Genomic DNA, 25,009 nt, shown 5'->3' on the forward strand with positions numbered 1-25,009 from the left:
CACGGGTATACGGTGAAGTTGGCAGGATAGTGTCGACTTTTCACCACCGGCAATGTGGTCGCTGCGGTTTGGTGTGGCGATTCAACCACAGGTTCCGCAATGAAGCATGCCGTGGACGACTACCGTACCGATCTTACCACCCGATGCCGTACAACCGTGATCTTGCACTGAACCGTACCTAATGCAAACGCCAGACCAATCGACCGACGGATGGAAACTAAAAAAAGTGAATTCCAAGCGGCCACCATCGGGCATAAAAAAAAAGCAGAAACCGCAATCCTTACGGACTGGGTTTCCGCGGGTACCTACCCCACGCGGCGAGATTATAGGAGCCGGCCAGCTTTAGCAGCAAGGTCGATTAAGTGACTGGCGTGTCACTACTTGCGATGGAAGCAGAATATTTCTGGCTAGCTGACAGCACTGTGCTGGTGCAAGATTCATCGTGCCCGCAGCACAAAACTTGAAAGAATTCATGCGAAACAACTATTTCTTTTGGAGGTTAGATGATTGGGAGCAGTTAGTGTTTTGGCGACGCTGATGCTGCCCAATTTTCCACGCAGGCGAAAGAGTTACAGAGCCGGCGGAAACAGGTTTACAAAGCGTCGTTCGGTACAAAGTTTCAAACCGAGTGTGCCGACAACCCCGCGAACATTTGCCGATGACAGGAGACCAATCATGATTCGCACATTAGTGCTAGCTTCACTTGCCATTCTGGCGATGACATGCAGTAATTTGGTGTGGGCAGCCGATGACAGCCATCCAACTTTGTCGGCAAATGCTCCGGGCGTGAAATCCCCATCAGATAAAGCCGCACAAGACAAAGCGGAGGCAGATAAGCTGTCCGGCTTGTTCGACAAGCTTGACGCCAATCATGATGGTCAAATTACTGCCGACGAGGTGCCCGAAGATCAACGCCGCTTGTTTGAACGACTACTGCGGCGGGCAGACCGTAATGGCGATGGCAAATTGAGCCCTGAGGAATTCATCGCCGGCATGAAAGAGATGGAAGATCGGCCGGAGCGGCCCGCGGATCGGCCGAGCGAAGCGGGTGATCGATCGAATGATGGGATGCCCAACGATCAACGTCCAAGAGATCGGCGGCCGGGAGAGGGAGCCGTGGGCGGTGGTGGACCACAACAAGGACGGCAGCCAGGAGCGTTCGACGGTAGTGGTGCGGGCGGATTCGGCGGCGGTCCTGGTCCAGGCCCGCTGATGGGAATTGCCCTATTTCGGGCGTTGGACACCAATGGCGATGGCAAGCTTGATGCCAAGGAAATTGCGGCCGCCGGCGAAGTGCTGAAGAAACTCGCCAACAGCAGCGGTGAAGTTACCCGCGAGGAATTGCTGAAATCAATGCCAGGGGGCGCGCTGGCCGGCGCCGGCGGGTTTGGTGGAAACAATGGCGCACCAGGGGGATTTGGATTCGGCGGCGGTTTTGGCGCTGGCGGCGGTGTAGGGGGTGGTGCGACAGGTGGCGGTCAAGGCGCACTCGATCCCGATGCTCTGATGAAACGCATTCTCCAGCGGCTCGACAAAAATGGCGACGGAAAACTGCAAAAAGACGAACTCCCGTCTCGCTTGCAGGATCGGTTTGACGAGCTCGATACCAACCACGACGGCGTGCTGGATGAATCGGAAATTAAAGCGAATTTGTTGCCTCTGATGCGCCGCCCGCAGGAAGAACGACCAGCCGGTGGTGCAGGCGCCGGTGCGACTGACCGACCGTTGCGACGTCTGCAAGCTGGCACGAAGGCGCTGGCTGATAAAATGCTGGCCGACGAGAAAAAGACTGACAAATCCGACGATAAATCATCGGGCAAGTCCGAATCCGCCGCGGACAAGACTGATAATAAATAGGTTGCCCCGGGAGAAAAATAAGGCCGCCAATCCAAGATTCGCGGCGAATGATCGAACAACTGATGACTCCCGCGATACGCGCGCCTTTCCAAAAGCGCGCGTCCCCCAACCGCCCAGCGGAAATTCGCAGCATCCCACCTGCATCCGCCGGGCGTCTTTTTTGAGCCTTGTTGTCGCGGTGTACGTGCCGGCTATCCAGAGGGTTCTATTCCCGTCCCCAAGGGCATTAAATACTTAACCGTTAAGCAATTTTGCTCACCCGACGACGAACAGGTAGACAGATCTGGAGGGCAAGTTTTCTCAATTCGAGTTTGGAATACCAAACTGGACTCCCTGGGGCATTCCAGAAACGCAGGCAGTAGGAAATTGAAGCCCGTGCTTTTATTCACGATGTTTTTTTTCAAGAATTCCGTCAGTCCATGTGATTTAATAAAGCTCGAACGATAACTAAGTAAATGATATTTGTAGCGCGAACCCGAACCGTTGGCCCACTGTCGGTCGTATTAGATGGTACGACATTTGCACCCTGTGCGAATCAAACGCCTTGAACTGCCGGAAGGAGCAGAGCATGTCCGAACGATTCCCAACTTCTCGTGATGACGCGGATGCCGCCGGATACAGTCGATCCGGTTCCGGCGATGCTGGGGGAGCGCGCCCTGCAGATCATAGTCAGCTGGAACCCAAATTGGTTGTTAGTGGAGCAGCCTTTCAACAATTTGATGCGTCGATCGATCGGCAGTTAAAGGAGTTAGTGGGACGTTGGATTCATACTGCGGCTCCAGCGGCTGCCAGCATGCGGCGCGTGGTGCCACAGGAAAGTCGCCGCCGTGAGCAAGCTTAAGGCTGTTTACCAATAGGCCGAGCGAGATCGTCGTACTAGGACGCTTATTTATTTCCACGCGATCTAAGCGCCGGTAAACTAAAACGGCAAGCCTTCTTCCATCGCCATTTGGCTTTCGGCGCTTTGTTCCAAGCGCACGTCATCCAATAGTCGTTTGCGCTTCCAGTCGCCGCGCAGAAACCAAATGCCAGCTAGAATTGCGGAGGCGATGATTGAAATTGAGACCGCCCACCAAATTCCATTGGCTGCCAACTGGGTATGCTTGGAAAGGACGTAAGCCAGTGGAAAGCGCAGTACCCAGAGCGAGATAATCGCCAATAACATTGGCGCGACGGTGTCGCCCGCACCGCGCAATGTGCCGGTCAGCACCTGTTGCAATCCCAAAAAGGGAAAACAAATCGCAACAATGCGAATCAGTTCAGCGCTTTCGTCAATGGCTGCTCCCGCCTGCGGCATCAGTTCCATCGAACACCAACGCCCGGAAAAATAGAAGAATACGCCCGCGGCCAACAGTGCGCCCGAGCTCAGGAGGCAGCTAATGGCATTGGTGTGCTCGGCGCGATCGATCCTTCCCGCTCCGATGTTTTGGCCCACCAGCGTGGAAGTAGCCAACGACAGCCCCATGGCGGGAATAAGTACAATGCTCAATACCCGGCTGCCGACGCCATAGGCCGCAATGGGATCGGTTCCAAATGTTGAAACCAGCAGCATCATAAGCGTCATGCCCAAGGCCTGCGTTGATTGTTCGACCGATGACGGGGCGCCAATTTTTAACAGTGTGCCCATCAACCGCCAATCGGGGCGAAAATCGGCCCAATGTAAATGCACAGCGCTGCGTTTGCGAATCAGCAACGCCATTCCGATGGCGGTGGCCAAAGCTTGTGTACATAACGTGGCCATCGCCGCGCCCGCTACTCCCATCGCGGGCATCGGGCCAAAGCCGAAGATAAAAAACGGATCCAAAATGAAGTTTAAGAGCACGGTGAGTAGGACAATAAACATTGGCGGGTAAACAATCCCCACGCCGCGCATGAGTGCTTGGTATGCAAAGAATGCGAACACAAATACAAAGCCCAAAAAAGTGACTTGTAAAAATCGCACGGCATCGGGCAGTACATCCGGGGCAGCGCCCATGAAGCGAATGAGCGATGGCGAAAGCACGAATCCGCCCACGGCTAATACAACGGATACGGCAAAGCACAACAGCAGCGTTTGGGCAGCCACGTGACTGACTGCCCGTTCGTCCTGCTTTCCCCGAAATTGTGCAATTAAAACGGTGCCGGCAATCGGTAATCCACCCGCCAGCGAAATACACAAAAAGTTAATGGGGAACGAAAGCGATACTGCGGCCACCGCCGCCGCACCTGTCTTCAAGCGGCCCACCCAAAACGTATCAGTCAGTTGATAGGCCGACTGTAAAATATTGGACAAAATAATCGGCACCGACAATCGCACCAATGCAATCCAAATTGGACCTTCCGTGAGCGACTTTTTAGAGTGAGGCATCATCCGATGATTAAAAGCATTCGGCCTTCTAGGGCGTCTTGCACCGAGCGTGTAATCCGTTGCTATTCCAATCCACGAAAGATTTGCTGATACAATTGGTTCTTCTTTGAAGTCATGGGGCCTGGATTTTTGTCGTCTCGAAGCGCGCTGTACAGCATCGCGTATTTGGCATCAAGATCATCGGCATAGTGCACAATCATGGCCTCAGGAGTCAGAGGAATTTTTGGGGCGCCCCATTCGGGCCGACCTTGATGGGAGATAATTACATGTTCCAATCGCAGCATCGTTTCCTCCGATAAACCTCGATCTGCTATGGCGGTACGAACGATGTCACGACCTTGCAACATGTGACCGATCAAAGCGCCTTCCGCCGTGTAAACCGCGCCCTGCGGTTGCGATTCGTATTCCCGGAGCTTGCCGATGTCGTGCAGGATTGCCCCAGCGATCGCTACGTTCTTATCCAGCCGGGGCTGCATGTCAGAATAGTATTCGTCATACTTCTCCGCCAAATAAGCCACGGTGCGCGCGACGCTGAGCGTATGTTCCAACCAACCGCCAATATAGGCGTGATGATTTTTCCGCGCAGCCGGCAATGTGAGCAGCGCGTCTTGATTATTTTTCAGCAGATCAACTACCAGTGACCGCAGTTTTTTGTCGTCAATTTTATCTTTCGCCAAGCCGAGCAAGTCATTGAACATTTCCTCGGCATCAAAGCGCGATTTGCGCTGCAACATTAGCGGGTTGAATCCTTCCGCGGCGTCAGCTTCAATCACGGCGCGGATTTTCTTAATTTCCAACTGAGGCCCGAAATTGGTCTCTTTGTAGGTGGCCCGAATCTTGAAAAATACACCCACATTCCACGAGTCCCGACAATCAATCGCCCACGCCGAATCGTTCCAAATAGGAAAGCTGACCTCGCGGCCGGCATCACGAAAGGTGATCTTGAAATACGGCTTACCTTCTCGAGTGGTTAGTTGTTCTTTGGCAGAAAGCAGGGCAAAAAAATCCCCTTCTTCGCCAGGGACCAGTTCGGCCAGAGTTCCAATGGGAAACAAGCGTGCGGACATATTGATTAAACTTTTCCGAGTGAATGCCTGAGGGCCGTTATAACCGCTACGAACGACTCGAACTGTTATCATAGCGAAAGCAATCACAGCAAACTACGGGATGGCAATACGTCAAATTCAGTTTCGGAACGTGGATGCCGATGCGCGCAACAGGTTGCACGGCGGACAACTGTTGTCTGACAACGTAAGTTGCGCAATGTCTACTGCAAGACGAAATTCAAGATCCGTGCGGTCAGCAACCGCCTCCAACCCGATGCGGCGCTGGATAGAAATGTTTCTCGATTATAGCCGCAGCGAATGCCACTTAGCCGTCAACACGGTAGCGGCTTATCGGCGCGACTTGGCGAAATTTGCTGTCTGGCTGGGCCAGCGGAAAGTGCAAGACCTCAACATCCGCGAACTGGCTGATTACCCGACCCATTTAAACAAGATGAGTTTGGCCCCGGCTAGCGTAGCGCGGCATTTGGTGGCGTTAAAAGTGTTTTTCCGCTATCTGCAACTCGAAGGCGTGCTACTGGATAATTTGGCCGAACTATTGGGAAGTCAAAAGTTGTGGCAACGAGTGCCTCAGGTTTTATCACCGGAAATGATCGACCAACTGCTGATGGCGCCCCGCGTGCACGATTTACTCTGGCGACGTGATCGGGCACTTCTGGAATTGCTCTATGCCACAGGCTGTCGAGCTTCAGAAGTTTCGAATCTGCGAACCGACGATGTCCATTTGTCGCAAGGATTTTGCCTCGCTCGCGGCAAGGGAGATAAAGAACGGTTGGTGCCGCTGGGACGCCGGGCAGTATTGGGAGTGCAAGAATATCTGACACATGAACGTCCGAGCCTTACTACAGGCGCGAGTATTCCGCCTCGTTGGTTACTGCTTTCCCGGCGGGGCAAACGGCTCCGCCGAGAGCGAATTTGGGAGCTGGTCAAGCGTTACGCCTTGCGTGTGGGAGCCCCAGATAGCATCGGCCCACATACGCTGCGGCACAGTTTTGCTACACATTTGCTAGCCGGCGGCGCAGACTTGCGACAAGTGCAAGAAATGTTGGGTCACGCCAGCATCCGGACCACGCAAATTTACACTCACGTCGATCACACAAGGCTGAAAAAGATCCATCAGCAATTTCATCCACGTGGATGAAATCAACCTCACGGTGCCCGCACGATTGTTGCTGGAAATTCTTTTACATTTATTTGTTCCACGGACTGGAAGCGTAGCGAGACGTTAGCGTTTCGGCAGCTTCCTTCGCGCGTTCAGGCTTGTTCAATTGCGTCCAAAGACCTTTTAGGTGGTACAAAGCCTCGGCATGCTGCTCCGGCAACTGATTGTACAATAAGTCGACGTGCAAGTAGGCATAGAGCGCTTCTTGCGGTTGCTTCAATTTCAGATATGCGTTCCCCAAAGCATTGTATGCGGTGGCATATACTAGATTGTCTTCCGCTGGAGCCTGTTCAATGGCTGCGGTAAGCAAATCGACGGCTTCTTTCGTGCGGTCGAGTTCTTCCAAGCTTTTGGCCTTGCCAACCCGTGCGGCCAATAATTGCATCTCTACAGCTTTTCCCTTGGCGTCAGTATTAAGTGCGGCATCGAATTGTTGAATTGCCTCATTGTATTTGCCCTGCGCTTGCAAAACCCGTCCTAGCGCCACCGCCGCCCGGAGCTTGTAATCGGGCCAAGGCGCTTTGGCTAATTCGTTGTAGTAAGAAGGTGCTTGATCATATCGACCCAGTGCCATGAGCAAATCACCGGTAATTTCGTTCGCTTCGTAAAAATGATAGCTGTCGGGATTGGCCTTCAAGTAGTCGATCAATGCAGTACCGGCTGCACGAACATCGCCTACGCCGTTAATAGCAAGGTGGGCAGATGCCAGTGCCCGATAGTAATCGACATCTTGCCTAACTACATCGCTTGCCAATTGCGGCGGCGGAATTTTATTCAGCCAGTCGATCGCCTGCTCGTAGTGACCTTCGAGAATGGCGTTGCGGGCTTCTAGCAAATCGCGCGGTTCGCCAGGCAGTTGCACGAATTTGATTTCGTTGACCGGGTATTCTTTAGAACTGACAGACGTTTGCAACACGATTTTATCTTTGTTGATTTCGCCCAAATGGCCGATGGCTGGTTGGCCACTAAGCAAATGCACGCGATAGTAGTCTCCTTGAGCTCGTGCGATGGATACGCAACAATTCATGGAAGCAACCATTGAGAGCATAGAACCGATTGCAGGTAATAAGCGGCGAAACATATTTTTAAATTCCCGAAATTGTGTGGCCTCAATTTTTTGTATCTTTCGCGCCCGTATCTGCATTCTTTGGTTCAAATTCCAACAGACCGACAACAGGTTCGCCCAAATCCTTTTGAATTTCTCGAAGCAGTTTCTCATACTGCGGCTGCCATTTGGAGCCACCCAACGTCGACTCAAAGCGTTTAGTTTCGCGAATCGTGTCTTTGGCCAATTCTAACAGCTTGCGCTTTTCGTCGTCATTTTTTCGAGTTGCCGAAAATTCGACACGGCATAAAGCCATGTTATAGCGAGCTTCGTGGAAGTTATCGCGAAAGCGTTCGTCACGGGCTGTTTTTTGCGCGATTTTGTTCCAACCCCAAATGCTCTCAGTTGGGCCGCGGCCGCCGAGAATGGCTGCCACATAGTCATCGGGAAGATTATTCTTGCCCCCCATCTGGTATGTGTATGCTGCTTCCACTTGCACGGACAAAAGAGAGGGCTTTTCTTTGAGAATGGCGGCAAACATAGCAATTGATTTACCATAGTTCCCGAGAGTGCGATAATTTAAAGCCAAACGTCGTTGTATGGCGGGAACTTTTTCGGCCGGCATGAAATCGGGATTCTCTTTGGACTTCGATAGAATTAACTCGTAGGCATTGATTGCCTTTTGTAAGTAATTTTGCGCGTCAGGCGAGAGTTTGGGTAATGTTTGATATTCGGCAGCTGGCGAATGTGCAGTGTCAATTGGGCTGCCTGGATTCAGACCATTGGCCAGGCTTTCGTACGTAGCCGCCACCCAGTTTAAAATCTTATAATCGGCGGTGGATTCGCGCTGCGAAATTTTGTTTAAAAACGTATCGAATGCTTTGCTAGTTACCTGCGCTTTCTCGGTCTCTCCACGGTTGTTTAGCTCATCTAGTTTCTGTTGTAATCCTACGGCGATGTCCACCAAGGTCTGCATGGAGCGCTCAGCGCTATCTTTATCGTTTGCGTATAGCTTTTCCAGCGAATTCATTGTGTCCACCGCATTGTCGAGTTGCTGAGGAGCCACCGCGATATAGGCATGGAGTGCGGTCTTGTAAATTTCAGCTGCGACTTCTTCCGTTTGAGTAACGGTGCTATGCTTCCTCAGCATGGTTAGCGGGCCAATTTTGGGATCTTCTAATAACTCTAACGCCTTATTGGCATCACCCACGTTTAAATAGAGTCGCGCTAGCGAAAGGGCAGGCAAGACAGCGCGTTCGTCGACCGCCTCCTGCTTGCGCATGCCATTCACGCCTTGCTCAAGTGCTTCTTTTGCTTGTTGCAGTAGTGCATCTAGATTATGTTTCGTCTGCGCATCGTCCATGCCAGTTGTTGCCTGGGCAGTGGATTCTTCGGTTGTAGCTTTTCGTTCGCGCAGCTGTTGAACGGTGCGCAGATATTTGCTCCACAGCGCTTGACCCAAATTTGCTTCTCCACTGCGGCGTGCCGCAGAATCGGCCGGAGCACGTGCGATGATCGCCTTGGCTTTATCGTAATCGCCGGCATCAATGGCCAGCGAAATCAGCAGTTGTAGGGCGGAAGCTGCCTCGATATCGTCGGGCCATCGTCCAATGACATAATTTGCCAGGCCCGACAAATGAGCAATTTCAAAGTTTAGGTTGTTGGCTGTCTGCTTTTGTTGACGGTATAAGGCGTCGAATGCAGCCAGTGCCACTTCCGCTCCTGGAAGGGCGCTGGCGGATTTTGGATACTTTCGCGCGAGAAAATCACCCAGCACAGCGGCATCGTAGTAGTTGCCCTTAGAGAAATTAAAATAACACAGCCAATACCGAACCTGATTGACCTTTTCGAGGTTCGTCGCTGAATTCGTAAGGGCAATGGCGCGTTGACTAAACTTGAACGCTTCCTCGCGCTTTTCTCTGAGTGTGGCCTCTAACTCAGCAATGTGCTTGGCATCGGGCACTGATTCCTGACGAGCAAATTCCAATTCCACCTGGACCGACTTCACGTCTTCAGTAGCCTCAGAGGCTTTATCGTATGCTGGATCGAATGATGTGATCTCAGCCTCGGATTCGGGGGTCGATTGTGGTGTGGCAGATGTGGACCGGGCGTCGGCCGCCAATTGCAGCACTTCATGCGGTGCGTTTCCCCCAGCAGAGCGCAATGATAAATGCCGCGTTGATGTCGTAGAATCTGAGATTTGCGTTAATTGGGCTAGTAGGTTTTGCGCCTGGTTCTGGAGATCACTGTTTTTCGAATTCACAACCTCTGTCACTAAGTTACGCGCTTCGCGCATATAGCCAGATAGTCTGGAATCGTTTTTGGGCAAGGTAGCCGCAATTTTTTCTAGGGCTGTGGCCGTCCCAAGCTTCACCATTAGCCAATTAGGGTCGACCAACTCGGCTCCCCGAGCGCTCCTAGCCCAGAATAAAGTTTTGTCTATCAAAGTATTGAAGTTTTGATCCTGCAGCCAATACGCCTGGGCGCGCAGGATGGCTTGCGTTTTCAAGGGACGCACGGTTGTATCGGTATTGGAAAGTTCGTCAATTAAGTCGCTGTAGGCTGACAATGCCAGTTTTTGCTCGCCAAGCTCTTCATTCGCGCGTGCTTCGTAAAAATGGGCCACACCCCCGCCCAGCCGGCTAGGGAATTTCTTGTATAAGCTGCCACATTGCGCGACAGTCTCTTGCAGGAGATTTTTCTGCTGCTGGCTTCCAGGCTCGGCGGTAATTGCCATAGAAAAAATCGCCCGGCCGACATTGACAGCAGCTCCCAACCATTGCCCACCTAACTCTTCACGCTGATCACCTGGAGGAAGCTTGTCAAGCTCATTGCGCATTCGCTTGGCAGATTCTTCAAACACGATACGTCCTTCGGCATAGTCTGCGTGAGCCTGACTTAGCAATGCACTCTGATTACCAGTTGAATGTGCCAATTCGGTATCCGCCAGTTCCATCAAAGCTGTGCCCAGTCGATCTCGGGCCTGCCCGGCCAACTCATGGTCAGGGTTGGCCGCGATGAATTCGCGAAGTTTGGCACAGGCCTGTTTGCGCTCGCTAATTCGCGATTGCAAATCGGCCGCTCTGTTGGAACTTGCCGACAAAATGATCGCCTGTTCATACGGAATCGAAGCCTTGAAATCTGCAGCCAGATGCGGATTGACCACAGCCGATTGGAGATAATCAGTGGCAGTATCGAGGTACTGCCGTGCACACAGTGCTTCGACAAAAGCTTGTGAATCGTCCGCTGCTGAGCAAATGGCCAACTTCCCTAGGCAGAATGCCATGACCATCACTGCGCGCCATGACAAGGGGGCCTGCTTAGTTATCATGAACTGGACTCGCTGTTTGTTCCCTCGCCCAAAAATTCCTCTATTTTTAATTATAAGGCGGCATTTTATACACACAAGCAAAGTGGTGCGATGCTAGTGTATCCGTTTAATCGAAACATTTTGGGTAGCAGCGGTCGAGCGAGGCGAGCCCCCGGATTTCAAGCCAAGCACTGTAGGCTCATTTTATTCGCGATCAAAGCTAGCCGGATGGATTAAACTGACAAGTTACTTGTGCGACGGAGTTAGGAAGTTGTCCCCTTTCATCCTCGGCTGGGGTTCCCCGGATCGAGACAGTAAGATAAATTCGCCAAGTTGCAGCTTGTGATAGTGTTCTAAGCAGCGGAATAAATTCGAAAGGGTCTTCGTGTCTATTGATGTTCAATGTTCTGCTTGCGGAAAACGATTGCGAGCGCCGGATGAACAGGCTGGCCGAAAGGGTCGCTGTCCTGCTTGCAAAGCGGAATTGCTAATTCCCGCCAATACAATCGCCTCCAATAATCTGCCACCTGTGCGGAAACAAACTGCTGCGCTTTCAGACTCGACAGTTGTATCTACTCCGCCGCCCATTCATGAGCGCAACAGTGTTGCTGACAACCAGCAGAATGCCGGCACTAGAGGTGATTTTGACGCTGGCGCCAAAGCCGAAATAACACTTGACGGAAAACATTGGTTTGCACTGAGAACAGCATTGCAAGTTACTAAAAATGCGCTGTTGTTATCGTGGATTTCGTTTGGGTTGCTCGGACTGGCGCTGATCGGAACTACTCTAGCAAGTAGGTCTACTGGCGGCGACACGGTACTTTCCCAGGCCATTACATTGCTCTTGGTGTGGGGGATCGCGGGAACGTTGTTAGGATGGATGATTTTATTTTCAGGCTGGTTAATGTGTTTGCTTGCTTGGCCGGCCGTGGAACGTCGTTTGTTGCACATTTCTATAGGGGTTACCGTGTTCCTGATGATTGTGCTCATCATTTCACCTTCACTCCAGATATTCGGTATCGGCGACGAATCGAAAGCGGTAAAAGTAGCAATAACGAAAACCGTGCCAAGCATTGTTTTTGGTCTTACGACTGCGGCCGCGTTAATAGCTTTTGGTTATTTCTTGGCCGGCCTGCAAGTTCGGCTTGGTAACGAATGCCGGCCGCGCGAACCACTAGTGCGAGCGATTGTCATTGGAATGCTAATGCTATGGTGCATTTCGGCCAATTTATTTTTTGAGCCGACCGTGCAATGGAAGGCCTGGATGATTGTGCTTTCCGATCTGGCAGCTTTCTTTACGCCATTCGTCTGGCTATGGTTGCTCAATGTACATGTGTCAGGGCACTTGCAAGTTAGCCAGGCTTGGAAACGACTGTAGTGTCGACCTCAAACGATATGCCGTTGGGGCTACCTGATGTTCTGCAAATTCTCCTAAGCCTGGATGAGTATCTAAATTTCGGTCAGATGCTTTTTGGGGCTGCCTCTGAAGAGACATACCCCAGCAATTACTATAGGGTTGATCATGCTTTCTTCTACTTCAAAGTGATTACTTTGCATGCCCACCCTCGTTGTCTGTTGCTTGATGATCTGATCCAGACAATCGCCTATTTGCCGGTAGTGCGCCACCTTTTTCAGCGAACATTTTTTGATGACGCTGCAAGTAGGCCAGCATGTCAGCTTCATCGTGACAATTCCGCAATATCTCGGCGATTTCCGGAAGTGGAAACTCTACGTCTCTCAAGACGATCAAATGAGTGGGTTCAATCTTTCCCGCATTGTAATAACGATACCCGTTTTGATCGTCGATGCAGGACGGTTCCAGCAGTTTTTGCTCGTGATAAAAACGCAGTGTGCTTTCACAGTTCGGCCCGTGATCTTGGAGAATTCACCAATGCTGAATAGCTTCCTTTTCCCATAATTTGCCCTTCAGATCACAAATTGCATGCCGAAGTAAATTGACATGCTGACAACAATTGATCATGCGGCCTCCCATTACAGGGGAGTCAAGCTGATAAGCCAAGAAATAAAAAATTTCTCAGAAGATGGTCGTATGTTTCTTGACACTTCCGGCAATATAGAAAACCATATTGTTCCAGTGCATGGCGGGCCGATGATAACGAAAGGAGTGATTTTTTGAGATTTATGCAGTTTATGGTGCTCGTTGCCGATGTCTGTCTCTTTTCCATCCATTCCACCAGTTGATCCATCTGATGCAGCCGCGGCCGGATGGTTGTCCGCAGCATTGTCGGGCAGCGATGGAGTGGTTGACGCCGGCGCTAATTATAAAATGCCGATGCCAACAGGTACTGGGGAAATAGCCAACTCAATTACCCATGGCGCAGGCTTACTGCTGAGCGTCACTGCGGCCGCTGTGTTAATGCGCGCGGCAGCTGCGAACGAAGTGTGGCTATGGGCAGCTGTGTTGATTTACTCCACCACGATGGTAGCCGTGTATGCCGCCTCGACGGCATCGCATGTGTTTTCGCAGCCTCGATTGCGATATTTATTTCGCATCCTCGATCAAGGCTGCATTTACTTGTTTATTGCGGGCACATTTACTCCAATTGCAGCAGCCTACCTGAATCGTGGTCAGTGGTGGATTTTGCTCTCTGCGATTTGGATTGTTGCAATAGCTGGCTTTATCAGCAAGATATTCTTAAACCACCGAATCAACAATGTTTCGACCGCGGTTCCCCTTTTGTTAGGTTGGATGCCGCTGCTGGGTGGTTGGGCGATGCTGCAGTTGGTGCCAATTGAAGTTCGCTGGTGGATGCTCGCCGGTGGAATCTGCTATTCCGTGGGAGTCTTGTTTCTAATCTACGATCACCGTCATCGATACATGCACGCTGTGTGGCATCTGTGGGTGATGGCCGGAACAGCTTGCCACTTTTGGGCGATTCTGCATTTCGCGCTGCGGGTGGATTGACACCAAGCAAGTACTAATTTGCGAAGCGCCGCTAGCAGAAATCGACTTCTGCACTCGTTGATCTAGCAACGCGAACGGCGAAGACCATGCTCTCTATATGTCATTCATTTAAGTTCACTTTTTTGATAATTGCCCTTTACATTTTATCATTTTGCCCTCCCCCCCTTTGCAAAGGACTATGGCTGGATTAGGTTGCAACGAAAGAAAAATCAATTGTTGAAAATTACAAATTAACATCCGATGCTACGTCGTGCAAAAATTACGATCATTGGTGCCGGCAACGTTGGCGCTACTACGGCTCACTGGTGCGCCGCGGCCGAATTGGGCGACATTGTTCTGCTCGATATTCCGCAAACAGAAGGAATGCCAGCCGGTAAAGCGCTCGATTTGATGCAGGCGTCGCCAATTGTTGGGTTTGACTCCAACGTTATCGGCACCACGAATTATGCAGACACAAAAAACAGTGATGTCGTCGTCATCACTGCGGGAATTGCCCGCAAACCGGGCATGAACCGCGACGATTTGTTGGCCACCAATGCCAAGATTGTCGGTTCGGTGGCAACGGAAATAAAAAACAACAGCCCAAATTGCATTGTGATTGTCGTAAGCAACCCATTGGATGCAATGGTGCAACGGGCCTGGCAAGTTACTGGTTTTCCGCCGCACCGAGTTCTGGGGCAGGCAGGCGTGTTAGATACGGCGCGATACCGCACGTTTTTGGCCATGGAATTAGGTGTGAGTGTAGAAGACATTTCCGCGCTGCTGATGGGCGGCCACGGCGATACCATGGTTCCTATGCCGAGTTGCACGTCAGTGGGAGGAATTCCGGTAACTCAATTGATTGATGCCAAGCGATTGGACGAAATAGTCCAGCGCACACGCACTGGAGGTGCGGAAATCGTTGGACTGTTGAAAACCGGTAGTGCATACTACGCGCCAGCTGCAGCTACGGCTCAAATGGTGGAGGCGATTGTACGAGACAAGAAGAGGCTTATCCCGTGTGCTGCTTATTGTGATAAACCATACGGCGTTGGTGGATATTTTGTGGGCGTGCCCGTGATTTTGGGTGCAGGCGGAGTCGAGAAAATTGTCGAACTCAAACTTACGCCGCAAGAACTAGCCGATTTCCAAAAGAGTGTGCAAGCAGTCAAGGAATTGACGAAGGTAATGGAGGGACTAACCGGGTAGTTTTTTAGAGGCAGAGCGGCGCGATCAGCGAGCGCGTTATTTCTCGAAATGATTTGAGTGTGTCGATTCCAGCTATTTTGACTGCCGTTTCCGCATTGCAAACCCGGCATTGATGTTGACATATTTCCGCTAGGTGCCTTACAGTCCTCATCGTACGGGTATGTTAATTTGCAGTAATGTCGGTCGGACTATTTCGTCTTTTGAACCACGAACCTTTTAGCAAGCACAAGGCGTAACTAATTGAATGATGAATCGCCTACAGCAACAAACTCTTTCCGCCTTGCCAAAGTCTGAGCCGTCCGTCGAGCTCTGCTCGACAGGTGTTTACGGCACTTCTTCCGAGCATCCGCATGCCTTATTTGCTCCCCTGCATTACGAGCGCAATTACGCCTATCCATTGCTCGTCTGGCTACATGGCGGAGGCGATAGCGAACGACAGTTGCAGCGGATTATGCCGTTAATAAGTATGCGCAATTATGTGGCTGTTGCGCCGCGCGGAACGCTGAAGGGGCTATCTCGATCTGGGGCTGGACGGGGTTATCATTGGCAACAATCCCTTCAACATAGTTCTTGGGCCGAACAAGCGATAAGTGCGGCGATTGCCGAAGCCCAAAGTCGATTTCATATTCGGCACGATCGGATTTTCTTGGCAGGATACGAATCGGGCGGCACCATGGCATTTCGGATTGCCACGGAACAGGCCGAGCGATATGCCGGCGTGCTATCGCTGTGCGGACCATTTCCGACTGAAGGCGCTCCGCTGGCAAAACTAAATACAGTTCGAAAACTTCCCTTACATGTGTCTGCTTGTCGGGAAGGAAGTTACTATCCTACGCCACAGGTGTGCGATAATTTACGCCTATTTCATGCTGCCGGCATGTCGATTACATTGCGCGAATATCCGGGCGATGGTTCTCTGTCGGAACAGATGTTAGCGGATGCTGATCGCTGGATTATGGAGCAAATTGTCGGACAGACCGTGATGTCCGATGTGGTTCCACCGCGCCAGACCGGCGTGGGATGAAGTGCATCTCTGAGTCAGGCCAAGCCCTAATATTGTAGCTAGCAATTTCATTTTGCTAGCGGTTGTGGCCATGCTTGCTGCTTCTCTGCAGCTTGCAGGGTTTGATCTCTTTCTCACTGCCAACATGGATTGACAACGACTGGCGGAATTCGGTACAACCCGGCCCGATTTTTCTCGTCTTGTTGGTAACTGTCGCAAATTTAAGATAGGCCGTCGCGGTTCCGTGGCGGCCCCTGGAAAGTTTCTTGGACTGTTGGTGATCTATGTCGCACTCCACCGCAGGATGCGGTGGAGTTCCTTTCAATACATCGTCCGCACAGAATTTGTGCGCCGTTAGCCAAGGATGGCCAAGCAACAACCAACCTCGAACACCGCGCAGCCTGATCGGCCGGGCTTGGCAGCCAGGTTGCGCGCTTCAACGTTTGGTCGTATTGCGCGCTGGTCGAAGCGGACCAAAATTGCCATGTCGATGGTTGTGCTATTGGTCGTTGTGCACGTAGTTGCGCTATTCGTGTGGGTGCCGAAGTATTTGACTTCAAAAGTCCAGCATCTGGCTACGCTCTCCATGGCGCTTAAAGCGCTTGATCATCAAGCTTTGATGGAAGCTAAAGCCATGGCCAATCTTTTAAAACCGGTGGAACTCGAGCCACAAGAACGCGGCGGTCCTTCATTTATACTGGGTGCTGTTGCTATAAATGAAGGAGAATTACTGCCGGAAGGTGACCGTCAGGGTGCCTTTCAAAAGGCTTCTCGATATTTAGAGGAAGCTCGAGTACTCGGCTTTCCGGAAGGTCGCCGGTCGCAGGGCCTGTTCCTATTGGGTAAGGCTTTATGCTTGTCGGGTAAATATTCTGCAAGCCGGACTGTGCTGGAAGAAGCGATCAACGCCGATTCGCATGCCGATCCGGAAACATATAATCTCTTGGCAATTGCCTATTCGCAAGGCACTGATGCCAACTGGAGCAAGGCTCAGAAGCATAGTGAGCTATATTTGGCCGAATCTTCGCTTACGGAGGAGCAACGTGATGCTGCACTATTGCTGAACGCCCGAATTCTCGATCATCTCGACGATCGTTCAGGCTGCCAAGCCGCGCTAGCAAAAATCCACATTGGATCTGCAGACTTTTCCGGCGCCGAGTTACTCCGAGCGGAACTCTTGATGCGCGAAGCTCGCGCGCTGACCGATAATTCCAGCACTGACGATCAGGCACACAATGAAGTTGCGACCACCTACCAGCAGGCTGTCGAAAAGCTAAAGGAAGTTCAAAACCGAAGTGGTGTCCCAGCAAATGTCGTGCTCCGGGCCGGTTATTTACTAGGGTTATGTGAATTGGAGCTTGGCAATACTGATGCAGCAGGCGATCAATTCCGGCGCGTGCGTGAGCAAAATCTCGCCAGTGCCGAAGGTATCGCTGCCGCATTCCAGTCGGCGACTCTATTGCGGCGTCAGGCACGCAACGAAGAAGCCATTTCCTTGCTGCGTCATGTCGTGCAAGCAGTTGGCGACCCGACAACGTACCGAAACGATCTGCTCTCTGTTGACGAAGTACGCAAAAACTTACTGTCGACGTATGAGCAGGACCTACAATCAACTCAATTTGAGGAAGCTGCACAGGTTTCACGTTTGTTGCAGCCACTTTTTCCGCCGCAGCGAGAATTAGAACTTACCGGTGATCTCCTTCGCGCTACCGCAAACACATATTTGTCGAAAGCGGTGACCGCCTCAACTGATCAAGCAAAAGTTTTGTCCGCGAAAGCTCGCTCCGACTTGCGCCGGGCCGGATTGGCGTTTGCCAAGCTCGCTGAGGTACATAGCACCAGTCGTACGTACTCTGACGACTTGTGGAACGAAGCACAGTGCTTTTTTGAAGGGCATGATTACGAGCATGCCGCGGTTTCACTGGAGTCCTATTTGAAAAACGAGCTTCGTCGGCGCCGAGCAACTGCATTATTGCTTCTCGGTGAAGCACGCTTAACGCTTGGTGACACGGACAAGGCCCTTTTGGCGTTGCACGAGTGTATTGATTCCTATGCCAGCGATCCAGCTATTTATCAAGCCCGTCTGTTTGCCTCTAAGGCGAATTTAGAAAAAGGCGATACAGCGAAAGCCGAAGCAATGTTGCGCGCCAATCTCGACGGAGGCAAACTCACACCGCACAGTGCCGAATGGCGTGATTCTTTATTCGCACTTGGTTCTTTGCTGCACATTGCAGGGCGCTATGAAGACGCAATCCAACGGTTGGAAGAAGCTGTGGAACGATATCCTCATGCGCCGCAAGCGATCGAAGCTCGATATTTAGTTGCCGATTCGTATCGGCATATCGGCCAACACGCTCAACAGAAAATGCAGGTTGAAACTGTAGAGAAGCTACGTCTTGCCGACGCTAATCAAATGTTACGAAATATGAACGCCGCATTGGAACAGTATCGTCAGACGCAAATGATGATCACCAATCGAGAAAAGGAGGCGAGCCCAGATCCGTTGGACCGTGCAATCCTACGGAACTGTTACTTCGCCATAGGACAATCACTGTACGAATTAAATCGTTTTGACGACTCTATTCATGCCTACGCAGATGCGGCCAATCTGTGCCGTAATGAGCCGGCGGCTCTCGACGCGTTTGTACAAATGTCGAATTGTTACCGCCAGCTAAATTGCCCGGAACAGGCACATGGAACAATTGTTCTGGCAGAAGCCACTCTAGCGCGGATCAATAAAGATGCCAATTTCACTCTGACGACGAACTATACCCGAGAGGAATGGAGCAAAGTGCTGCACGAAATGGCGGAACTGTAGCCAACGAATAAAGTGTACTGGATTCCACAAGATGACAAATTTGCTCGACACCAATACGCTCACCCAACTGCTCGCCCAAAAATGTGAGTTGCTATTACAGGTGCGCAGATTGGTCGGCCGACAATGCGAATTCATCGATGGCAGCAATTTGAGTCAACTATTGAATTTGTTAGCGATAAAACAAGGATTGATGGGGAAATTGCAATCAATACAACGGCAACTTGAACCGTATCGAAGTCAATTTCCACAAGACCGGATATGGTTGAACCAGGATGATCGCCGTCGTTGTGCCGAACTAGCCGAGGCCTGTCAGCGGTTGCTGGCCGAAGTGGTGGAGATTGAAAAGCAAAGCGAAAGCAAATTGATTGTGCGCCGTGACGAAGCCAGTAACCGTCTGCACGCAGTTCATTTTGCCGTTCAGGCGCGCCAGGCCTACGTCGATTCGAAAACGTCCACGATTAAACAAGTGGATTTATCATCGGAGTGAAACTAATGTCGTCTCCACGATTATATATCGAGCGTGATCAGCTCGATGCCAAAGCCGATCTGCATGCAGTGCTATCGGCGTGGCACAATGCGACGCTTCGTTTAGAGCAAACGCATGAGACGCTGCGACAAGAAGTCCGTCGGCTCACCGACGAGTTGGAATCAAAAAATCGCCAATTGGCGCGCAAAAATCGGTTGGCCGACTTGGGGCAAATGGCTTCGCATGTGGCTCACGAAGTACGAAATAGCTTGGTGCCCGTGGCTTTGTACCTGAGCCTCCTTCGTCGCCGGCTTTCCGAGGATGCTATGAACCGCGAACTGCTCGACAAACTGGCAGCGGGTTTCACTTCCTTGGATGCTACTGTTAATGATCTTTTGCATTTTACTGCAGAGCGTGATCCGGTACGCCGGGCCGTAGCGGTACGAAAATTAATCGAAGAGGTGCTTCAATCGCTCGCGCCTCAATTGGAAGCGCAGCAAATTGCAGTTGAGCTAGATGTACCTTCCGTACATTTTGTGTTTGCTGACGGTGACATGCTCCGCCGTTGCGTTTTAAATCTTTCCCTCAATGCGATCGACGCAATGCCGAAGGGCGGTCAATTGATAATCACTTCCTACAGTGGGCCACAAGGCTTCGAGTTGGAAATCGCTGACAGCGGACCGGGACTGTCCGATACAGTTCGCCACCGAATATTTGAACCGTTTTTCACCACTAAAAGTAACGGCACAGGACTGGGATTGGCTATTGTTTGTCGAATCGTAGAAGTTCACGGCGGCGACTTGACGGCGCGCAATTGTCCCGAAGGAGGCGCTGCTTTTACGCTTCGGATTCCTGTGAAGCAACACACCATGGAGGCTGCTGCATGAGGAAATCAAATCGACAACAAACCACTCCACAAGCCGCTGCCTTGTTTTCACCAGAGTCGGTCGCCGGTCAGATATTGATAGTCGACGATCATCGTCAAGCGCGCGAATCGATGGCCGACGTGTTGCGGGCAGCGGGTCACCAAGTAGAGAGCACGGCCAGCGCAAGTGAGGCCCTCAATCAGTTGGACGAAGAAAGCTTCGATTGCATCGTAACTGATTTACAGATGCCCGGAATGTCAGGCCTTGAATTCATTCATCACTTAGGAAGGCTACCGCATGGCGCGCAGATTTTGATGGTCACAGCGCATGCCACAGTAGCTTCAGCAGTGGATGCCATGCGACATGGGGCATTTGATTACATTGAAAAGCCCTTTGACGCTGATCAGTTAGAACGCTTGGTCAGTCGAGCAATTGAACATGGGCGACAACAGGATGCAAGTACGAAGCTACCCAATTTCGGAGCAAGCGGTGCAACAATGATTGGTTCCAGCGCCGCAATGAAATCACTCCGCATGCAAATTGCACAGGTGAGCCGCACATCGGAAACGGTATTGATTGTAGGCGAAAGCGGCACAGGCAAAGAGTTAGTGGCCCGCGCCATTCATGCGGCCAGCAGCCGTTCGCAAGCTCCGTTGGTCAGCCTTAACTGCCCAGTTCTGTCCGCTCAACTAATGGAAAGCGAACTGTTTGGCCACGAGCGGGGAGCGTTCACCGGAGCGGAAGGCCCGCGAACAGGTCGCTTCGAATTGGCCGATCAAGGGACCATTTTACTGGATGAAGTTACTGAAATCGATTTGGCGCTGCAGGCCAAACTTTTGCGCGTTCTTCAAGAAAAATCGTTCGAGCGTGTTGGTTGCAGTGTTACTACCTATGTTGACGTGCGGGTATTGGCAACAAGCAATCGAAATTTGCAAGCCGAAATTGCCGCAGGTCGATTCCGCGAAGATTTGTACTATCGGCTGGCCGTCGTGCCGTTGGCAGTGCCGTCGTTACGTGATCGACGGGATGATATTCCGGACCTAATTGCACATTTTCTGCTCCGTTCCGCTCAACGTTTGCAGCGCAATCCGTGTGAATTGCAGCCAGGCGCAGTGGAATTGCTTTGTGAATGCCAATGGCCAGGCAACGTGCGCGAACTTGAAAATATTATTTCCCGCGCGAGCGTTTTGAATGTGGGAGGTCCGATAACGGCAGACGAACTCCGTGGTTGGCTAAGCTTGCACGGCAGCACCTCTGGAGCCAGAGGAGAACGGAGCGAAAGTTCAGCAAACGAAAATACAGCTTTCTTGGGAAAAGGGATGGCGTGTGGGCTAAGCCTGGAAACCATGGAACGTAAGTTAATTGAAGCCACTCTTGAGCGATTTGGCGGACATCGTGCCAAGACTGCTCAAGCATTGGGCATTGGTCTGAGAACGTTGTCCGGAAAAATCAAAGAATATGGCTATGCTCCGCGAACCAAGGTTTTCACCAAGGCGGCATAAAGACAATGATGGTCAGTCAATCACCGCTCGTCGCGCAAATATTGCCGTTTGCAATGCGCCGAATCTGCCGATTCGCGCCCATAAATTTGACAGGTCATTTCCGAGAGATTTTGCGAGAGCGTCGACAATTATCCATTTCGCATTGCCAACGTATTTTGTCACTTGAACTTGCAGTTTGATCAAACTATTTCTTAAATGCTCATTTGAGTGATAGCACAACCGTGGCGCGCAGCTTGCATCGGGCATCTCCAGTTTGCCCGGGGGCAGTTGCCGCAGCACTGCCTATGACGTACGGACTATTTCAAGCAAGTACGATTCCTATTTTGGAGCAAGTGGTACGCTTCGGCGAATCGCGACACAACGTTCTAGCTGGGAACATCGCCAACATCGATACGCCCGGCTACAAGGCGCGAGATTTATCGACTGCAGTTTTCCAAGAACGATTGAAGGAGGCTATAGACGCCCACAAATTTCCGCAGGGCGAAGGAAGCAGTATCACAAACACCGATTCGCTCGTGGCGGACGATGCCGCGATGTACTTAGAAGACGCCTTCGAAACCATTTTGCGTCACGACGACGGAAAAGTGAGCCTAGAACAACAAGTGGCTGAATTAACGAAAAACCAAATGCAGTACAACACCGCACTTGCGGTATTAACGGAACAATTCCATTTGTTACAGGTAGCCATAAGCGAGCAGGCGTAATGAAAGACAGTAAACCCTAATACACTGAAGCGGGTTATTCCACTTTACTTTAGGTTCGTTCCTTGACTTAAACTTGAGACCACTTGCCAACGCGTAACAACCATGTTCCCAGCTCTTGACATTAGCAGTAGTGCACTAACAGCACAGCGCCTCCGGATGGACGCCATCGCAGGTAACATTGCCAATGTGTCTACCACACGCAATGGACAAGGGGAGGCGATTCCGTACCAGCCAAAGTTTGTGATCTTCGCCACCGACAATTCCATTCAGAACGCCGATGGGGCTGAGGGCGTACGCGTACAATCGGTGGAAACCGCTCAAGTAGAACCGCGTTACAAATTTCAGCCGGGTCATCCCGATGCTGCGAAGCAAGGGCCGCACCAAGGTTATGTGGCTTATCCGAACATCGATATGACGACTGAAATGGTCGATGCTTTGGAAGCCAGTCGTGCGTACGAAGCGAACGTGGGGGTAGTAGAAATGTCCAAAAGCATGATCCAGCAGGCGTTGAGGATTGTAGCGTAACGATAAAGGGTCCAAGAACGAACCACTTTCCAATAAACTAATCACTGATTGCTGATTCGATGTCCTACGTTTCCGGTTTCAATCCGATGAGTTCGCACAGCACTGGTGGCGTTATTCTGCCGCAATCAACCGGCGCTAATGCGATTGGCGCTGAAAATGCCAACGGATTGCAAGCGAATGACGGAACATCCTTCAAGGACTATCTGCTGAACTCCATCGAACAAGTGAATTCGATGCAACAAGACGCCGATCAGGCGGTCCAAACCTTATTTACAGGCGGTGACGCGAATCCCGCTGAAGTATTGACGGCAGTTCAAAAAGCCGACATCGCATTTCGTATGATCATGCAAATCCGCAACAAACTCGTTTCGGCATACGAAGAAATCCAAGATATCCGAATTTGACATTTTATAGCACTCAGTAAGGACATAAGCCGGTGGATTTTTTTAATAAAGCGATTGCTCAACTGACCGATTTGTTCCGCTCAATGACGCCGGCTGCACGGATTACAGCCGCACTGTTGTTACTCGTTATCGTGATCAGCGTGGCGTACTTGTTCAATCATCAGTTTGCCGGCGCCGATGGCTACCTGTTCGGTGGCGAACCTGTCGCGCCCAGCCAGCTGCCGGCCATGGAAGCAGCTTTCGGAAAAAAGAACCTCAGCGACTATGAGTTGGAAGGTAACCGCATACGGGTTCCGCAGGGTAAGCAGGCTGCATACATGGCGGCACTAGCGGACGCCGGCGCGCTACCGCACAACTTTTTGGACTCACTCACCAAATCGCTTGATAGCGGCGGCCCATTCGTTGATCGCAGAAAACGCGAGGAACTAGTAAAGGTAGCGTTGCAGGACGAATTGTCCAAAATCATCGGCCAGATGAGTGGGATCGAACGAGCAACTGTGTTGTATAACGTTGAGCCTCCACAAGCCTTCAACTCCAAAAAGCTAGTAACCGCCAGCGTCACCGTCAAACCGACTGGCAGCCAAATGCTGAATTCGGAGCAGGTACAAATGATTCGCTTGGCGGTTGGTCCTGCCATCGGCGCTGCACCGGAGAGCGTGGCAGTGGTCGACGTGAACGGCCATGCATACCCTGGCGGCGAGCCCGGCAGCATCGTCGATGCCACCCAGGATCGCTATCTTAATACCAAACTGGAATACGAACGAAAGTACGCTGACAATATTCGTCAGACACTCAGCTTCGTCAAAGGTGTCGTGGTTACGGTCAATGCCGAGTTACATCCAGAGCTGGAAGAAACTGAGACAAGTAACAAAATTGACCCGAAAGCCGTGGCGTACGAAGTTTCGGAGTCAAATAAGACGTCCAATTCCAACACGTCGCTACCGAGCGGCCGGCCAGGAGTCGGAAATCAAGGCGGTGTGAATGCCCCTGCGGCGGTGGGCGCTGGCGGCAACGGTTCACGCACCGAAGATGAATCGACCACGCGACACGAACGAAACATGATCAGCAATGAATCACGTCAAGTTAGCAAGGCAGGTTTGACTCCCAAGCGTGTAACGGTTTCCGTTGGAATTCCCAGCAGCTACTACGAAGAAGTTTGGCAGCAACGTAATCCAGTGCCTACGGGCGCAACACCCAAAAAACCGGAGGCAGCCGCAATATCACAAATTGAAACGGAAGAAAACACCAAAATTAAGAAGAGCGTGATCGGTATCATTCCGGCTCCGGAAGACTCCAGCAGTGATCCGGTAATAGTCACATCATTTACTAGCATGCCCGTTCCGGAAATTGAAAAGCCAAGCACAGCCGACCATGCCTTAGTTTGGTTTACCGAACATGCCAGTGCTCTCGGTATGGCGCTGCTCGGAATCTTTAGTCTGCTATTAGTGCGTTCAATTGTCCGCAGTGTGCCAGCCTCTGTTACCGATGAATCGAAAGAATTGATGCATACGTCCACTGCCACAACATCCACTGAAGAGGCACCTGAAGAAGTGCCAACACAAGTTGCCGCTGTACCACGCCTCCGTCGTCGTCGCAGCAAAAGCGGTCCGTCGTTGCGAGACGAACTAGTTGAAATTGTGCGCGAAGATCCCGACGCCGCTGCAAACATTCTCCGTAACTGGATCGGAACCGCAAATTAAGCCAAGTACTTAGAACGATGAATCAAGTGTCTCCCCACAAAGCGGCCGTGTTGCTTGCATCATTAGATGCTGATACCGCTGACCTATTATTGGCGCAATTGCCTGAGAAGCAGGCAATTGCG

Annotated in this window: 21 protein-coding genes; 17 read left to right on the forward strand and 4 right to left on the reverse strand. The window is 51.4% G+C overall.

The features are described from left to right. Window positions 1-675 precede the first annotated feature (675 nt). Together VFE46_16325 and VFE46_16330 are read left to right on the forward strand one after the other, a co-directional pair. Entirely contained in the window at window positions 676-1,857 is a 1,182-nt protein-coding gene (locus VFE46_16325) for a hypothetical protein (GenBank protein HZZ29564.1), read from the forward strand. A 568-nt stretch (window positions 1,858-2,425) separates the two neighbouring features. Further along, window positions 2,426-2,698, forward strand: coding sequence for a hypothetical protein (locus VFE46_16330; protein ID HZZ29565.1), 273 nt, complete (start codon window positions 2,426-2,428; stop codon window positions 2,696-2,698). Window positions 2,699-2,776: 78 nt separating this feature from the next. On the opposite strand, the gene VFE46_16335 is transcribed toward VFE46_16330, so the two are convergent. After that, window positions 2,777-4,204, reverse strand: coding sequence for an MATE family efflux transporter (locus VFE46_16335; protein ID HZZ29566.1), 1,428 nt, complete (start codon window positions 4,202-4,204; stop codon window positions 2,777-2,779). Between the two features lie 62 nt (window positions 4,205-4,266). Then, on the reverse strand, window positions 4,267-5,271 hold the full coding sequence (locus VFE46_16340) for an HD domain-containing protein (protein HZZ29567.1): 1,005 nt from the start codon (window positions 5,269-5,271) through the stop codon (window positions 4,267-4,269). A 253-nt stretch (window positions 5,272-5,524) separates the two neighbouring features. Here VFE46_16340 and xerD point away from each other — a divergent pair, with 253 nt between their 5' ends. Then, window positions 5,525-6,409 (forward strand): site-specific tyrosine recombinase XerD, encoded by an 885-nt coding sequence (xerD, locus tag VFE46_16345; GenBank protein ID HZZ29568.1) that lies wholly within the window; start codon window positions 5,525-5,527, stop codon window positions 6,407-6,409. A 49-nt stretch (window positions 6,410-6,458) separates the two neighbouring features. On the opposite strand, the gene VFE46_16350 is transcribed toward xerD, so the two are convergent. Continuing rightward, the gene (locus VFE46_16350) at window positions 6,459-7,457 is read right to left on the reverse strand and encodes a tetratricopeptide repeat protein (protein ID HZZ29569.1); all 999 of its coding nucleotides are present in this window, start codon (window positions 7,455-7,457) and stop codon (window positions 6,459-6,461) included. 82 nt (window positions 7,458-7,539) lie between these two features. Beyond that, window positions 7,540-10,767, reverse strand: coding sequence for a hypothetical protein (locus VFE46_16355; protein HZZ29570.1), 3,228 nt, complete (start codon window positions 10,765-10,767; stop codon window positions 7,540-7,542). 502 nt (window positions 10,768-11,269) lie between these two features. On the opposite strand from VFE46_16355, the gene VFE46_16360 reads away from it, so the two are divergent. From VFE46_16360 to VFE46_16425, 14 genes are all read left to right on the forward strand, one after another. Next, window positions 11,270-12,163: a hypothetical protein gene (locus tag VFE46_16360; protein ID HZZ29571.1), complete on the forward strand. Its 894-nt coding sequence runs from the start codon at window positions 11,270-11,272 to the stop codon at window positions 12,161-12,163. Continuing rightward, window positions 12,163-12,687: a hypothetical protein gene (locus VFE46_16365; protein ID HZZ29572.1), complete on the forward strand. Its 525-nt coding sequence runs from the start codon at window positions 12,163-12,165 to the stop codon at window positions 12,685-12,687. The genes VFE46_16360 and VFE46_16365 overlap by 1 nt, the downstream gene beginning before the upstream one ends. Window positions 12,688-12,745: 58 nt before the next feature. Further along, window positions 12,746-12,922, forward strand: coding sequence for a hypothetical protein (locus VFE46_16370; protein HZZ29573.1), 177 nt, complete (start codon window positions 12,746-12,748; stop codon window positions 12,920-12,922). 156 nt (window positions 12,923-13,078) lie between these two features. Then, window positions 13,079-13,711, forward strand: coding sequence for a hemolysin III family protein (locus tag VFE46_16375; protein ID HZZ29574.1), 633 nt, complete (start codon window positions 13,079-13,081; stop codon window positions 13,709-13,711). Between the two features lie 240 nt (window positions 13,712-13,951). Continuing rightward, a complete protein-coding gene (mdh, locus tag VFE46_16380; protein ID HZZ29575.1) occupies window positions 13,952-14,899 on the forward strand; it encodes a malate dehydrogenase in 948 nt (315 codons plus the stop codon). Between the two features lie 247 nt (window positions 14,900-15,146). Beyond that, complete coding sequence (locus VFE46_16385; protein HZZ29576.1) at window positions 15,147-15,923, forward strand: hypothetical protein; 777 nt, start codon at window positions 15,147-15,149, stop codon at window positions 15,921-15,923. A gap of 343 nt (window positions 15,924-16,266) precedes the next feature. After that, window positions 16,267-18,720, forward strand: coding sequence for a tetratricopeptide repeat protein (locus VFE46_16390; GenBank protein HZZ29577.1), 2,454 nt, complete (start codon window positions 16,267-16,269; stop codon window positions 18,718-18,720). Window positions 18,721-18,751: 31 nt separating this feature from the next. After that, on the forward strand, window positions 18,752-19,207 hold the full coding sequence (locus VFE46_16395; protein HZZ29578.1) for a hypothetical protein: 456 nt from the start codon (window positions 18,752-18,754) through the stop codon (window positions 19,205-19,207). A 212-nt stretch (window positions 19,208-19,419) separates the two neighbouring features. Next, complete coding sequence (locus VFE46_16400) at window positions 19,420-20,073, forward strand: HAMP domain-containing sensor histidine kinase (protein HZZ29579.1); 654 nt, start codon at window positions 19,420-19,422, stop codon at window positions 20,071-20,073. Then, window positions 20,070-21,554, forward strand: a complete 1,485-nt coding sequence (locus VFE46_16405; GenBank protein HZZ29580.1) for a sigma-54 dependent transcriptional regulator — start codon at window positions 20,070-20,072, stop codon at window positions 21,552-21,554. The genes VFE46_16400 and VFE46_16405 overlap by 4 nt, the downstream gene beginning before the upstream one ends. Before the next feature lie 284 nt (window positions 21,555-21,838). Continuing rightward, window positions 21,839-22,258, forward strand: a complete 420-nt coding sequence (flgB, locus tag VFE46_16410) for a flagellar basal body rod protein FlgB (protein HZZ29581.1) — start codon at window positions 21,839-21,841, stop codon at window positions 22,256-22,258. A gap of 102 nt (window positions 22,259-22,360) precedes the next feature. Next, window positions 22,361-22,783, forward strand: coding sequence for a flagellar basal body rod protein FlgC (gene flgC, locus VFE46_16415; protein ID HZZ29582.1), 423 nt, complete (start codon window positions 22,361-22,363; stop codon window positions 22,781-22,783). 86 nt (window positions 22,784-22,869) lie between these two features. Beyond that, on the forward strand, window positions 22,870-23,187 hold the full coding sequence (gene fliE, locus VFE46_16420; protein HZZ29583.1) for a flagellar hook-basal body complex protein FliE: 318 nt from the start codon (window positions 22,870-22,872) through the stop codon (window positions 23,185-23,187). A gap of 32 nt (window positions 23,188-23,219) precedes the next feature. Continuing rightward, complete coding sequence (locus tag VFE46_16425; protein HZZ29584.1) at window positions 23,220-24,887, forward strand: flagellar M-ring protein FliF C-terminal domain-containing protein; 1,668 nt, start codon at window positions 23,220-23,222, stop codon at window positions 24,885-24,887. Window positions 24,888-25,009: the final 122 nt, after the last annotated feature.

It is taken from the genome of Pirellulales bacterium (assembly GCA_035656635.1).
In the GTDB taxonomy this organism is placed as follows: Bacteria; Planctomycetota; Planctomycetia; order Pirellulales; family JADZDJ01; genus DATJYL01.